Below are 13,053 nucleotides of genomic sequence, written 5' to 3' on the forward strand. Positions count from 1 at the left end.
CGGTGGTGGTGGAGGGGGAGGCGACGGTGAGTTCGATGGAGAGGGTGAAGTAGATTGCGACGCTGACGCAGTAGCCTTGGGGGACGACGAGGGTGCTGTCGGTGTTACCGTCGCTTGGGTAGTGTCCAGCGTTTCGAGTCGTTGTGATCCCACAACGATTGCCGCGGCCACCGCTATCAGTGCAGCGACACCCAGCAGCCCGAGGACGACGATGGCTCGCCGGTCAGCTTTCGAATTGGTTGCTCCAGGAGTTGAGCCAAAAGTACGAGAGCTCCAGAGTTGCTCGTCGTATGGGTGGGTATGCGCGGTCCATTTCTGGCCGTCCCACCACCGAAGGAGCCCGGGATCGTTCGGGTCTTTGTGCCAGGCGGGAGGATAGGTGCGCATGCAGGCACCGTACAGCTCAGTTTGCAACCCGAACTGCGCTTTTCGGTCCGCGGATCAGGCGGCTGGGGGACTGACACGGGGCAACGGCGGTACGGTCTCGGTCAACAGTTTGGTGGCGTGAGGAACAAAATGGCCGGTTTGATCTTCACGAGCGAGCCGATGCTGACCCGTGCCTTGGCAGCCGAGATTCGCCACGCGCCCGGCGGGTTTCTTCACCTTCTCGCTGAACGGGGCGGCATCGCTGCACTCTTCGGCGCGTCTGTCGAACGTGTTCAGTGCGAAGGGGCAGCGAAAATCGACATCGTCATGACGCTGAATGGCGGCCGAACCGTCGGGGTCGAGGCAAAGCTCGATCACCAAGTCACTGACGACCAGATCGAGGCGGAGAAGCGTGCAGTCGACGACCTTTTTCTGCTCGTGCTGGACCGGGTCGATGCCGGTGATCACGCTGACCAAGTACGCGGCGTCATCACCTGGAAGGAAGCTATCGAATGTTTCCCGGGATCGCGCGTGACCATGACCGATATCGACGCCCTACCCCCGCAGAAGGTCGCCGTCGAGCGAGTCCTCAGAAGTCTGACACCGTCGATCCAAGACATATTGGGCGATGAGTGGTTCGTCGGTGTCGGCCGCGGGGGTAGCGGGATGCCGGCCATCACTATTCTCAGTCCTGATCTTAGCGACGGGCGACAGCTGCGAGGACAGGTCCAGGTGGACGGCCGGGGTATGCCCAAAACCGCGGACGGTCTGAAGTTCGCGTATCAGGTCGGGATCCAAACCAAGCCCACGGCCGAAGATTTCGCCCCCGCCGATAAGATCGACAGCCCGCCGGCTTGGGTGATCCATCTCGAACGGCTGCGGGATGACGTCCTGGCTGGCAACCCTGACCTCGAAGATTTCGGAGTCCGTAGAAACCGCTCTGCGAACGGCCAAAGTGGACTCGGTAAGAACAAGTCGGCAATCGTGTCCAAGTTCCTTCCGGGGACGTCATGGATCGCCTGTGGCTACTGGGACTGGTCGATCGGACCGAGATCCGAGCCCGTTGCACGGGACGGACTTCCTGAACTGGCCCGCCGCGCGGCAACACTCATGCAGCAGTGGTACATGGCATCGGTATCAGCAGAGGCGGAGTGAATTTGAGGTTCTTCGAGCGCACGCACATGGACTCAGGGGACGTAGTCCCGGCGCCTTCAGCTCGGACGGTCGCGGCCCGCGCCGCAGACATCGTCGCGGTTGAACGGGACTCGGTCGACGCCGTCGCAGAAGCGGTCGCCGAACTGCCCAGCTACGTGTCTGAGGTGACCAGGTGGGACATCGTGGCGGCCGTGGAGGGAGCCGCCGACAGCATTGCGCGGAAAAGGCGCCCGCTGCTTGGTGAGGTTCTCGGGCCGGGTCCGGTGCCGTGGGCGTGTTGGCAGGGCGAGCTTGTCGAGCCGTGGCCGATCCTCGCTGACGCTGCGGCCCGTCTCGGTTCGGCGTTGCCGTCCCGGCACCGGTATGTCGGGCACTGGTCGGTGACGACCGACTGAACGAGAACTGCGGGTGGACGCAGAACGTCCACCCGCAGTCATCGGTCCGGATCAACCGGGCTGGCTGTCAGGGCCAGGTGAAGTTGCCTGTGCCGCCGACGATGACGTCCTGGCCATCGACACCGAAGTCGTAGGTCGTCAGGCCGTCGTCGCCGTGCTGCAGCTCGATCGGTGCGGCCGAGGCGAGCCCACCGCCCAGCAGTGACAGCGCACCGGCCGCGGCGGCGGCCAGGGTGGACCCGATCGTTTTACGTACTCGCATCTGAGTGTTCCTTTCGTCATGCCCAGTCATCGACTGGACTTCGGTGGTTTGCACGTCTGCGGTCGCAGACCGTGCGCGGCGCACCCGGGGTGGTGCGTCCACAGATGGGTTGCTCCCGGAGCGGTGGAATGTTCCCGCCGGGCAGCGCGTTCCGGGCCGATTGGTTTACAGGTAGACGACGCGGCCGTAGACGGCGTTGCCGTCGTTGGCTTTCGGGGTGCTGGTCTTGAGGATGGCGTAGGAGCGGACCGCGACCGGGCCGGCGCACCCGTCGATGCTGATGTGGCCTTCGCGGGTGGTGGTCGACGCGCGTCCGGCGCCGACGGCCTTCTTGTCGAAGGTGACGGTGGTGATCTTGCCCGGTGACATCGTCACCGACAGACTCGGCTGCAGCAGGGCCTGCGGACTGATCGACAGGTTGCCGCTAGGTCCGGTCGCGCTGATCCCGCCGCCGCCGCTACCACCGATGCCCAGGCTCGCCCCGACACTGCCGGTCACCGATTCCAGCTGCACCGCGCATCCGATCATGTACCCGGCCTCGAGTTCACCGGTGATTGGTGCACCGGCCTGCCCGGCAGGCGGGGTCAGCGTGGACACCGCCCGCATTGACATGAACGCTTCCCGCGACGTCGGCACCGACGACAACGGTGCGACTTTCTGCACCTTCTCGTGGGTGGAGGCGATCGAGGCCTTCCAGCCGTCGTCGGTGACCCAGCTGCGCTGGTGCCCCGGCTGGGCCTCGGCGGTGCCGGCGGCGAACCCGCTCGCGACGGCGCCCATCGACACGGCGGCAACGGCAATGGTCATGGCGGTCTTGTTCATCGGGTTGTCCTCTGGTCCTGGCGCAGCGAATCGCCGCGCCCTGTGCTGGCAGTCCCGCCTCGTTCATCGGGGCGAGAAATGTGCTCTGCGTGAGCAACTGAGGATTGGTTGCGGTGCGGCACCGAGAATGTTCCCGGCGGCACGACTCCTGTTGACGCCAACCAGCTGGGCGGGGGTGTGTCGTCGGCGCGATCACCGCCGGTTCGGCCCTAGGGTGGCGGCTGGGGCAGCCGCTAGAAGAGCGTGCTGTGGGGGTCAACAGCAACGAGGAGTGGTTGTGGCGCACGTACAGTACGAACACCGAGGAACTGGATTCATCGCCATCACAGGCGGATTCGCATCTTTTGAGCCCGGGCAGTATCAAACGTGGAATGCCGGCCCACATCGATTGGGCATCGGCATCCAGGACACCAAGGACTACACGCTCAGCTACGAACCGGGTAAGCCAGGATTCAACCCACCGCGGCTTCCCGAGTTGACGTTCCTGATCCCTGATGGACCGGCCCCGGTGGTCGTCGATCTCGAAACCCACGACGCAGAGCCGCCCCTCATGCCTGCCGCCGAGGGCTGGGCCAACGTCGAGCAAGGCGGCGCCGAATTCGGCTACCTACCTGTGACGATGCAACCGCTGGTGTGGGGGGACGAACACGACAGCATCGTTGGCGATGTGCTGGCATCGATACCCCACGGGTGGAACATGGTCCGCATGTCCTGCCGGGACCGGCGACCCTCCGATCCCGTCCTGCAGGTCCGTGTCGACATCTGGCCCATCCCCGAGTCGGCTGGCCTCGAAGTCATCCGCTACACGCCGCCCGGGTCTCGCGGCCCGTCCGAGGACGCCGAGGTGCGAGAGCGCATCCAATCCGCCGTTACGATCGAGGATGCACCGTCGGTGTTTGGGCCGCTCGACGCCGACCATCTGTCAGGCCTGTCACTGTTGATCCGCGGTGATTTCAGCGATCTCGAGGCATGGACGACGGTGGCGAATGCGGCGCTGGCTCCCGATCCTGTCGACGGTTTCTCTGCCGATCTCACCCTGGTCGATGACCCCACCTACGACAACATCACCGTCGACGAGCTGGCGCACGCGATCGGGGAACCGCCGCCGTTCTACGTGTTCCTGTGCGATACCCAGACCCTGTCCCACCCCGACCACCCGATCCTGGCCATCAATCTCGACGGCGAGGACACCTCGAATCGGAGCGTGCGGGTCGTGCCCGCTGCGATGTGGTCGATCGAGAACAACCTCGCCCTGGCCAACATGGACTTCGCCGACTTCGTCGGCGCCGCCGACGCCGACGGCATCTTCCGCGGATTCTGACGCCGAGGCCGTCACCCCCCACACACACACAGCGATGCCCGACCCCCAGCTGAGGGTCGGGCATCGCTGTGGTTGACCTCGGGCGGGGGTCAGACGAGGTCGCTGTCGTGGCCGCCGGGGGTGGTGTCTTCGGGGGCGTCCGGGGTGTCGCTGTAGGCGCCGGTCTCGTCGCTGTAGAGGTCGAGCTCGCCGTCACCGTCGGTGTCCTGGCCGTAGACATCGGCCTGGCCGTCGAAGTCGGTGTCGAGCGCGACAGCGTCGAATTGCCCGTCGCCGTCGGTGTCGACAGCGACGGCGTCGATGGCCCCGTCGGCGTTGGTGTCGACGAGCAGGGTGTCGGGTGCGCCATCGCGGTCGGTATCGGTCAGCACGGTGTCGGGTGCGCCGTCGGCATCGGTGTCGAGGGTCTGGGTGACCAGCTGCCCGTCTTCGTAGGAATCGACCTGGGTGAGATCCCCATCGGCGTTGAGGTGGGCGACTTCGTCAACCACGCCGTCGCTGTTGAGGTCGCTGGCGATGACCGCGCCACCGTCGGCGGTCGGTGCCGCTGCGGTGTCGATGCGGCCGTCACCATCGGTGTCGGCCTCGATCAAGACCACCTCGCCGGCTTCGTCGTAGTGCACGTCGATGGCGTTGCCGGCGTCGTCGGTGGTGTGCACCACCTCGCCGGCCGGGCCGTCGGCGGCTTCCGGGGCGGGCGCGGGTGCATCGGCGGGGGTGGCGTCGGGGTTGTAGGGCTCGTCGGGGCTGATGATGGGGGCGTCGCTGCTGGGGGTACCGGACATGGTGGGTCCTCTTTCGAACTCGGTCTGTGAGCGTGTCGGGAATCTGTTGCCACCAGGAATGAGGAATGTTCCCGCCCACGATCGCCGCGACCCCGAATCCGCGTCTATCTGGCGAGGAGGATTACATCACAGCTGTCGGGACCTGGTCGGGAACACCGAGGGTGGGCCGTAACATCTCACCTGGTGACCGGGCCGACGGCGACCTTCGTCGGCGACCACCTCACCAGAAACGGAGGTCAACACATGCAGGAGGACGAACCGTCGCCGGTTCTGGCGTCACTCGGCATCGACCCCGCCACCCTCGCCGCCGATCTGCCGCCGGGAGTGTGGGACAACGCGCTGCAGGCCGCCTTCGACCCCGACGCCGTCGCCGACCCCGACACCGTCCCCGACATGGACGACACCCCGCCGGCCGACCTCGACGAGGACATCGACCTGGGCGACGACAACCCCGACAGCCCGCCCAGCGAGGCGCCGGCTGATCCGCCGATCGCCCACGTCGCCCAAGACGCCGCCGAGGAGGGACAGCTCCCGCCCGCCGAGGAGGGCACCGCGAGTGTCGACCTCGCCGACGCCGGTGTCGAGGACCCGCACCCCGGTGCCCACGACACGCACGACGACATCTGAGAACCGGGTTGGGGGAGTTGATGGACGAAGCACGTCTGCTGCTGCAAGCACGTAACGGCGACCAGCACGCCTTCGCCGAGCTCGTCGGCGCTCACCGCACGCACGTGTGGGCGGTGTGCCTCAACATCTGCTCCAACCCCCACGACGCCGAGGACGCCCTGCAGAACACCCTCGTCGCGGCGTGGCAGAACCTGCACAAGTTCCGCGGTGAGTCGAAGTTCAGCACCTGGCTGCACCGGGTGGCCGCCAACAACGCCCTGATGGTCGTGCGGCGCCGCAAAACCAACACCACCATCACCGACTTCACCGACCCCGACCAGCCGATCCAACTCGTCGACGACACCCACCAGCCAGCATTCGACGACCAGATCGCGCTGCGCGACGCGGTACGCGCCGCACTCGCACAACTGCCCGAGGACTTCCGAGAAGCCGTGGTGCTGCGCGAATTCGGCGATCTCACCTACGCCGACATCGCCGCCCACCAAGGCGTCGGTGTTCAGACCGTCAAATCCCGACTCAACCGAGCCCGCACCCAACTCGCCGACCTGCTACGCGACACCGCCGCAGCGACAGGCCAGTAGCGTCGAACGAGACGTCGATCAGCGAGACCGACCCTTGTCGAGGAGGGCTGACGGTAGATCGGTCAGGCGCGGGGCATTCGGGTTTCGGCGGAACCGCTCCGAGGTTCGGGGGTTGGTGGCGACCTGGTGCTGCTGCCGCTCGCGAATTTCGGTGGAGACCAATCCGATGCGCTGTTCGATGCCGTGGCGCTGTTTGTACTCGCGGGCGGTCAGGTCGTGGGTTTCCAGATGGGTGCGGGTCAGTGCACGGAACCGCTCACCGCATTCATGGCACGCGATTGTCTCGCCGTCGTCGTCGAGGTGGCCCCACCAGCCATGTCCTGACCGGCGAGGAGTCGCCGTGGTGGAATCGACGCCTGAGGGGTCAGTAGCACGCGATCGCGTCGCCGCTGGATCGCGTGCGCGGAACAGCGGTCTTGTTCCACCGCCCACCACTCACATTCGGGCACAACACATTTACGCGCCTGGCCGTTGCGTTCCAACATCTGAACCAGGACGGCGGACAGATCGTCTCCGGCTCGGCCGGCGATGGTGTCGAGGGCGACCGACAGCGCAGTAGCCACGATGTGCTGTACCCGCTCGGCGGTGAAGCGCCGCTGCCACATCCCGCCCCAGATCGTGGCCGCCAACAGGTCGTCGGAGACACCCGCGGTGCGGTAGACCCGGTCGAGGATGGCGCGCGCATCGCAGACCACCGTGCGCAGGCGGGCGCCGCAGGCAGCGATCGCCGCCACGATGGCGTCGCGATCGGGGCGGCCGACAGCAGCGATGGCGACGTCGGCGAAGTAGCCAGCGAGGTCATCGACCAGCCGACCACGGCTGTCTTGGCCCAGGTCGCGGATCGCCGCGGCCGGGGTGAACACCGGCAGGCCATCGACGATGTCGACGTCGTCCCACGACAACGCCGTCGAGCGGCCCAGATATCGGGCGGTCGTGGTCGTACGTGAGCCGTTTCTGCGTTCCTTGGTGATCGCGAGCTGCGGCAGTCCCTCACCGGGCTGGCCGAGGCCATGGATGGCCAAAGCGGTCGTGCCGGTGACCACACAGTCAGGACGGGGCGCCGCCAGCCGCTGAGCAGGGGTCGAATCCCGCACGGCCGCTACCCAGGCCAGCTGCGCCGCGGCCAAGACGCCCTCACCGGGACGGTCGGCCTCGCGCATCACTCCGTTGGCGACCGGAACCACTAGGCCCGCGTCGCGCAGCTGCACGTGATCGCTGCGGGTCACCCCCTGCTGCTGGAGCTGGACGCTGGTGATCAGACCCCACTGGACCGTCCGCAGCGACGCGGTATCGGCCCATTTGCCAGCCAGCAGCGGGGGCAGGGGAGACGACGGGGCGTCCAAGCGGACACCGGTGGCCGCGATCGCGGCGACGATGGCGGCACGATCGGGACGGCCGGCCGCGGCCGCGGCGATAGCAGTGAAGTAGTCGGCCAGGTCGTCGGCGAACCGAGCGCCACCGTGCGCGGCGAGATCGCGGATCGCCGCGGCCGGGGTGAAGACGGGCAGTCCGTCGACGATGTCGACGTCATCCCACGACAAAGCTGCCCGGCGAGGAACGATCGCGTAGGTGGCGGTCTGCCGGTGCCGGAAGCGCCCGGTGACTGCCAGCTGCGGCAGCGTCTCTACTGGGGGAGAGGCGAGTCCATGCAGGGCCAGCGCGGTGTACGCGGTGACCACATAGTCTGGCCGCTCGGCCGAAAGCCGTTCCTCCGGACTCGAACCCGGCGCTGCCGACACCCAGGCCAGCTGGGCTGCGGCCAGCGAGTCGTCCGCCAGCGGGCGGGATTCACGCATCACACCTCTGGCCACCGACACCAGCAATCCTCTGCGCCGGAGCAAAAGCTGACTCGACCCGCTCACGCCGAGGCGCTGGAGTTGGGCGCTGGTGATCAGGCCCCACTGCTGGGCACGCAACGGTGCAGAATCGGCCCATCTCCGAGCCAACACCGATGACTGCGCAACCACCGGGAAAGGATAGGTCACGCAGAGCCGATGACAGATGTCAGCGCCAGCCGCGTGGAATCAGCAGAACTCCAGGGCAACCAGCTGCCACCGATAGGCGACACGGCCGAGGGTGGATCGGCTCCCGGCCGCACGCCTGGGACAGGCCTATCCGGGCCGATCGGTCGGTCCCAGCGGAACATCCCGGCAGCCCAGCTGCATCAGACCCTCCGAACAGCCAGCCGATCCGCGGCGGCTCCGGACGGTAAGGACTCGCGATGCCAGGCTGCGTTCCCGCGCTACCCACGCAGGTAAAAGTCGACCGGCGATCGACAGGACCGATGTGACAGCGCCGTCGAGGCGAGAGCGCGTCTACCAGCGCCTCGCCGCCGACCTCGCCCACGCCGCTTCTTCGCCACCCTCGCACGGACACCTCGGCGTAGCCGACTTGGGGCAGATGTATTCTCCTACGCGCGTTCTCGTGGACTGGTTGCGCCATATCGAGGAACGATCCGGGTTCACCGACAGCAGCGAGGTCGATCAACTCCGGATCGATCTCTGCCGGACGTTGGCCAGCACCGGTACCCGCGATTGCGGCGCCGCCGAGGTTCTCATCGACCAGTTCTACCTTCAGCCACCAGTGAACGCTGAAGTCTTGACCGAAGCGGCGCAAGCGCTGCGGGAGTTGGCATCCCGCGACCATCGCGACGAACTATCGAGACTCGCAGCAGACCGCGGATTGGGTGCCTGTCGATCGGGGATCCTCGAGTGCCTGACCGAGCATGGCCAGCGAGAGGATGTGCATCTCGTTGCTGACCAGATCGGGGACCCCAGCGTGCGGGCGACAGCGATAGCCTGCCTCCGACGGTTCCGGCCGACCCCAGTCCATCTCATCGGCACGGTCGAGGCCTACCTCTACGACCCGGACAGCGCTGTCCGCGAGCAAGCATCCCAGACCGTGGCAGTCCTTTACGCCGCAGTGTTCGCGGCGAACAGCGGCGCAATCTGAGTCCCCGGGCACCGTCGCGAGGCCCCTGGCGAACGGTCCGACAGGCCGGACCTCCACGCCCGTTCAGCAGGTCGCGTGATGAACCCACTGCTGCTGCGAAGGTCTGCGGTGTCGATCCCACCGCTGCATTAGCCTGAATCTTTCACGGGTGGGTAGGGTTTCGCCGATCGGTTGTCGGTGTCGCCTTTTGATGGTTGGTGCTGGTGTGTGGGCAGGGTGGATCGCCAGCGTTGGGTTCGCTGGTTGTTCGGGTTCTGAGGTGGGGTGGGCGGCGGTGACGGGGCGCGGTGACCGAGGGGCTGGTTAGGCGGTGAGGCGTTGCCAGCCGTGGCGTATGTGGTGGTTGTAGGGCCAGTCGGTGGGTAGTCGCAGGGTGGTGGTGCGGGCGTGGGTGATGATCTTGCCGCCGACGGTGAACAGGCGGTGGCGCAAGCGTTTGGGTTCCCAGCGGCGGATGGGGTCGTGGCGGTGGTAGCCGAGGGTTTGAGTCCAGGCAATGAGGTCGGAGGCCAGGGCGACGATATCGAGCCACAGTTGGTTTTTGGCGAATGAGTCGAACGGTAGGTTGGCCATGCCGGTGTCTTTGAGGCAGCGGATACGGTCTTCGGCGCGGGCACGTTGACGGTGACGCAGTTCCAGGATCGGCAGTGTCCAGCCGCGGCCGCGGGTGTTGGTGGCGAACACGGTGTAGCGGCGGCCCTCGATGTCGGTGATGAGGTGTTGGGCTCCGTTGTGGGGATATTCGCGGCGCGCGATCAGCCGCATCCCGGGTGGCCAGGGCTCGTAGGCGGTTTCGGTGTCACGGACCGAGCGCGGCATGTGGTCGGTGATCTCGGCGACCTGGGCATCAGCTCGTGGATCGGCGTCGTCGGTGTTGATCGCGGTCACCCAGGCGGCCTCAGGCAGCACGTCCAATGCGTCTTTGACCAGTTCGGAGATGGTGAACCCGACCGAGTACTGCAGGCGTTGCTCGGCCAGGTGGGCCAGGAACTTTTTGGCACACCCGGCCGAATCGGTACGTATGAGCACCTGGGCGCGTTCAGCGGCGGGCAGCTGGGCCAACGCCGCCTCGAGGGCCGCGATGTGCATGTCCGCACCTTTGGGTGAGGCACCTCCACGCCGCAGGTCCAGGTTCAGTGTTTCCCCGGTGCCGAAGGCGCCGTGGTCGACGAACGAACACATCGGGGAATGCCCGAACACCCGCTTATACGTTTTCTGGGCCTGTTCTTTGGCCGAGCCGGCGGTCACGGTCGTGGCATCGAGATCAACGATCACCAGCCCGCCATCGATGCTGCCCGCAGTGCCCTCCAACGGGCGGGCAATGCCCCACACCCGCTCCCGCGCCGCGGCGCGAGCCGCGCTGATCGCGGTACTGACCGCCTCGACATCGGTAGCCAGCCTGCTGATCACCCGCGAAATCGTCGGATCAGAGGCCACCTGCCCGTACAACTGTGGCTGAGCCCGGACTGTGGCCACATCGGCCACACAGTCACCACCGGTCGCCAAGGTGAGCGCCAGATCCAGCACGATCTTGGCCGGATCATGGACCGTCGCCGCGGTCCGCCACGGCGCCATCGCCGCGGTCAGCTCGGCTCCCAGGCCCGAGACCTGCACGGTTTTCGTCAGCAACACCCCGCCCGAGGTCGTCAGCACCGACTCAGTGCGCGTAGGGTCCACCATCAACTCGGGATACACGTTATTCTTCACCTGCGAGGTGCCTTTCTTCTTGTGACTATTTGTTTGTGGTGAATCAATAATCACAAGGCAGACAGGCACTTTCGCGTATCACACGCCGAACACCAGCAACATCAGTGAAATATCCAGGATTAGCGGTGAAGAGCGGCGGGGTGTCAGGCACGGGCCAGTCCTGGCGGAACGGCGGGGGTGCGTACGGTCCCGGACTTCCCTTCCGGTCACACCCCCGCCTACTCGAACAGACTACACGACCATCGAACACCCATTCGATTCCTCGGGTTGGACTGGGGACATGTTCGATCGCTGGCCTGACACCCGAACGCTACGCGTGGTCGACCCGCCCAGGCGCGTGCTGATCGACATGGCGATCGCTGATCCGTCCTGCGGACGCTCGTATGCCGCTGGCGGGGGAGTCTCGCTGCGGGTGCGCGCATCCGGTGCCCGTATCGAACCGACCATGCCCGCGCTCCTCATGGCGTGGCTGCAGGTCTCAAATGGCTTGTGGCGCGGTATTTGTCAGATGCCGGTCGAGAGCGCAAACCACGTCTCGTCGGCCGTCATCACGATGTGGGTGCCGCCCGAGGCGCTGAAACCGAGAGAGGACGCCGCCGAGCGATGACCGAGAACAACGATGCCGGGGCGGGGCCCACTAATCGAGTCGCACCCAAACGCGGCCGCGTCGCGATCGGGGAGCTGACGTTGATCGTGCGGCCGCCCGGTAGGCCGGCAGACGTCCGGGTCTACACCGACGACGAAGCCACCGAGGCCCGGGCGTACGCCGACGAGGTCGGCGGACAGGTCGAACGACTCGGAGAAGCCACGAGCTGACTCCGCTGGCGCTGCGCTGCCGCCCTCCCCGGCGGGTCGGTTGCCACAGGGCCACCGTGGTTGCGTTGTGCAGGTGGGTGAGTCGATGTCCGAGTAGTCAGGGCTGGGTGTCGGGTTCGGGCCAGATCACCTCATCCGGGGTTTTGTCGGTGCGCACGCCTTTCCACGAGGGATGTCGCAGCCGGCGGCTGAGTTCGCGGTACTCGATGGTGCCGATCAACACCGGTCGCACCCACCGCACGTTTCTGATCCTGGTGGGGGAGTGTTCTGTAGTGAACGGATGCTCGGGGCGCGCTATCGCCGCGAGTTGTTCGGCCATCTCGCGGCGGTGCCGCTGGGTGAACCCGGTACCGACCTCGCCGAGGTAGACCAACTCACCCGAGGGCCGGTAGCCGCCCACCAGCAGCGACCGCACCATGGCCGGGCGGCCGGTCCACCCGCACACGATCACTTCGGCGCTGAGCCGCAACGGGACCTTGACCCACGCCGGGGACCGCTGCCCCCGCACGTATCTCGACGTCGCTCGCTTGGCGACCACACCCTCCAGGCCGAACGTCGTCGCGAGCTCGAGCATCGGTTCGGCGGAGCTGTCAGGCCAGTACGGGGTGACCTTCACCGCGCCGATATTGGTAAGCGAGGTGTCGAGCAGTTCGCGGCGCGCGAGGTAGGGCAGCGATCCGACGTCGGAGCCGTCGAGCTCCAGGACGTCGAACAGATAGAACTCCGCCGGAACGTCGGCGAGCAACCGCCGGCCCGGCCGCGGGGTGTGCATGCGTCGTTGCAGAAGCGAGAACGACGGCCGCCCGGCGGCGTCGAGAGCCACGATCTCGCCGTCGACCACGACGTCGCGGCCACCACTGGCGTTCACCAGGGCGGCCGTGATCTCGGGGTAGGTCGAGGTGATCGGGCTGAGGTTGCGGCTCAACAGCAACACCTCCCCGCCGGCGCTCGGGCGACACAGCGCTGACCATCGAACTTCATCTCCCAGGACCAGCCTGAACCCGACGGGGGAGGACCAGGAGTCGCGAGCATTGGCGCCATTCCCGCCATCTGCCCTCCTGATCGTCTGATTGCCGTGTCACGACTGAGGCCGTCGACCCGTATCGGGTCGACGGCCTCAGTGTGTAGGTGGACGGTGCCGGTCAGTGCGCCTCTCGGCGAGTGGCCGCACGCAGCGGCGGAAAGGGGTGTGGCCCGGGGCAATGAGCCCGCCACCGTCACACCAGTCAACGGTGACCCCGCCCGCGGTATTCCGCGCAGGCTG

The 13,053-nt window shown here is 66.6% G+C and carries 14 protein-coding genes; 8 read left to right on the forward strand and 6 right to left on the reverse strand.

Going from position 1 to position 13,053, the window contains the following annotated elements; translation table 11 throughout:
- Positions 1-516: 516 nt before the first annotated feature.
- Positions 517-1,521 (forward strand): hypothetical protein, encoded by a 1,005-nt coding sequence (locus tag QAD21_RS23985; protein ID WP_280362074.1) that lies wholly within the window; start codon positions 517-519, stop codon positions 1,519-1,521.
- A 26-nt stretch (positions 1,522-1,547) separates the two neighbouring features.
- Positions 1,548-1,916, forward strand: coding sequence for a hypothetical protein (locus tag QAD21_RS23990; protein ID WP_280362076.1), 369 nt, complete (start codon positions 1,548-1,550; stop codon positions 1,914-1,916).
- 67 nt (positions 1,917-1,983) lie between these two features.
- Here the strand turns inward: QAD21_RS23990 and QAD21_RS23995 are convergent, their stop codons facing one another.
- Positions 1,984-2,178 carry a hypothetical protein gene (locus QAD21_RS23995; protein WP_280362078.1) on the reverse strand — a complete coding sequence of 65 codons (195 nt, stop codon included), beginning with the start codon at positions 2,176-2,178 and terminating at the stop codon, positions 1,984-1,986.
- Positions 2,179-2,343: 165 nt separating this feature from the next.
- Positions 2,344-3,000, reverse strand: a complete 657-nt coding sequence (locus tag QAD21_RS24000) for an MspA family porin (protein WP_280362080.1) — start codon at positions 2,998-3,000, stop codon at positions 2,344-2,346.
- Positions 3,001-3,277: 277 nt separating this feature from the next.
- Between QAD21_RS24000 and QAD21_RS24005 the strand changes: the two genes are divergently transcribed.
- Positions 3,278-4,321 carry a hypothetical protein gene (locus QAD21_RS24005; RefSeq protein WP_280362082.1) on the forward strand — a complete coding sequence of 348 codons (1,044 nt, stop codon included), beginning with the start codon at positions 3,278-3,280 and terminating at the stop codon, positions 4,319-4,321.
- 89 nt (positions 4,322-4,410) lie between these two features.
- Here QAD21_RS24005 and QAD21_RS24010 read toward each other — a convergent pair whose 3' ends face one another.
- A complete protein-coding gene (locus QAD21_RS24010; RefSeq protein ID WP_280362084.1) occupies positions 4,411-5,106 on the reverse strand; it encodes a hypothetical protein in 696 nt (231 codons plus the stop codon).
- Positions 5,107-5,289: 183 nt separating this feature from the next.
- On the opposite strand from QAD21_RS24010, the gene QAD21_RS24015 reads away from it, so the two are divergent.
- Both QAD21_RS24015 and QAD21_RS24020 read left to right on the forward strand, forming a co-directional pair.
- On the forward strand, positions 5,290-5,733 hold the full coding sequence (locus QAD21_RS24015; RefSeq protein WP_280362086.1) for a hypothetical protein: 444 nt from the start codon (positions 5,290-5,292) through the stop codon (positions 5,731-5,733).
- A 20-nt stretch (positions 5,734-5,753) separates the two neighbouring features.
- A complete protein-coding gene (locus QAD21_RS24020) occupies positions 5,754-6,314 on the forward strand; it encodes a sigma-70 family RNA polymerase sigma factor (RefSeq protein ID WP_280362087.1) in 561 nt (186 codons plus the stop codon).
- A 239-nt stretch (positions 6,315-6,553) separates the two neighbouring features.
- On the opposite strand, the gene QAD21_RS24025 is transcribed toward QAD21_RS24020, so the two are convergent.
- Positions 6,554-8,110, reverse strand: coding sequence for a hypothetical protein (locus tag QAD21_RS24025; protein ID WP_280362089.1), 1,557 nt, complete (start codon positions 8,108-8,110; stop codon positions 6,554-6,556).
- Positions 8,111-8,738: 628 nt separating this feature from the next.
- On the opposite strand from QAD21_RS24025, the gene QAD21_RS24030 reads away from it, so the two are divergent.
- Positions 8,739-9,266, forward strand: coding sequence for a hypothetical protein (locus QAD21_RS24030; RefSeq protein ID WP_280362091.1), 528 nt, complete (start codon positions 8,739-8,741; stop codon positions 9,264-9,266).
- A gap of 303 nt (positions 9,267-9,569) precedes the next feature.
- Here QAD21_RS24030 and QAD21_RS24035 read toward each other — a convergent pair whose 3' ends face one another.
- Complete coding sequence (locus QAD21_RS24035; RefSeq protein ID WP_275892326.1) at positions 9,570-10,946, reverse strand: IS1380 family transposase; 1,377 nt, start codon at positions 10,944-10,946, stop codon at positions 9,570-9,572.
- Between the two features lie 307 nt (positions 10,947-11,253).
- Here QAD21_RS24035 and QAD21_RS24040 point away from each other — a divergent pair, with 307 nt between their 5' ends.
- A complete protein-coding gene (locus tag QAD21_RS24040) occupies positions 11,254-11,580 on the forward strand; it encodes a hypothetical protein (protein WP_280362093.1) in 327 nt (108 codons plus the stop codon).
- Positions 11,577-11,789 carry a hypothetical protein gene (locus QAD21_RS24045; RefSeq protein WP_280362095.1) on the forward strand — a complete coding sequence of 71 codons (213 nt, stop codon included), beginning with the start codon at positions 11,577-11,579 and terminating at the stop codon, positions 11,787-11,789. The genes QAD21_RS24040 and QAD21_RS24045 overlap by 4 nt, the downstream gene beginning before the upstream one ends.
- Positions 11,790-11,886: 97 nt before the next feature.
- Here the strand turns inward: QAD21_RS24045 and QAD21_RS24050 are convergent, their stop codons facing one another.
- Positions 11,887-12,714, reverse strand: coding sequence for an ATP-dependent DNA ligase (locus QAD21_RS24050; RefSeq protein WP_280362097.1), 828 nt, complete (start codon positions 12,712-12,714; stop codon positions 11,887-11,889).
- Positions 12,715-13,053 lie beyond the last annotated feature (339 nt).

The organism is Gordonia sp. SMJS1 (assembly GCF_029866425.1).
In the GTDB taxonomy this organism is placed as follows: domain Bacteria; phylum Actinomycetota; class Actinomycetes; order Mycobacteriales; family Mycobacteriaceae; genus Gordonia; species Gordonia hongkongensis.

Excerpts from the sequence above, each read along its gene's own strand:
- QAD21_RS23985 (WP_280362074.1), top strand. The coding sequence starts at position 517 with ATGGCCGGTTTGATCTTCACGAGCGAGCCGATGCTGACCCGTGCCTTG.
- QAD21_RS23990 (WP_280362076.1), top strand. The coding sequence starts at position 1,548 with ATGGACTCAGGGGACGTAGTCCCGGCGCCTTCAGCTCGGACGGTCGCG.
- QAD21_RS23995 (WP_280362078.1), bottom strand. The coding sequence starts at position 2,178 with ATGCGAGTACGTAAAACGATCGGGTCCACCCTGGCCGCCGCCGCGGCC.
- QAD21_RS24000 (WP_280362080.1), bottom strand. The coding sequence starts at position 3,000 with ATGAACAAGACCGCCATGACCATTGCCGTTGCCGCCGTGTCGATGGGC.
- QAD21_RS24010 (WP_280362084.1), bottom strand. The coding sequence starts at position 5,106 with ATGTCCGGTACCCCCAGCAGCGACGCCCCCATCATCAGCCCCGACGAG.
- QAD21_RS24020 (WP_280362087.1), top strand. The coding sequence starts at position 5,754 with ATGGACGAAGCACGTCTGCTGCTGCAAGCACGTAACGGCGACCAGCAC.
- QAD21_RS24025 (WP_280362089.1), bottom strand. The coding sequence starts at position 8,110 with ATGCGTGAATCCCGCCCGCTGGCGGACGACTCGCTGGCCGCAGCCCAG.
- QAD21_RS24035 (WP_275892326.1), bottom strand. The coding sequence starts at position 10,946 with ATGGTGGACCCTACGCGCACTGAGTCGGTGCTGACGACCTCGGGCGGG.
- QAD21_RS24040 (WP_280362093.1), top strand. The coding sequence starts at position 11,254 with ATGTTCGATCGCTGGCCTGACACCCGAACGCTACGCGTGGTCGACCCG.
- QAD21_RS24045 (WP_280362095.1), top strand. The coding sequence starts at position 11,577 with ATGACCGAGAACAACGATGCCGGGGCGGGGCCCACTAATCGAGTCGCA.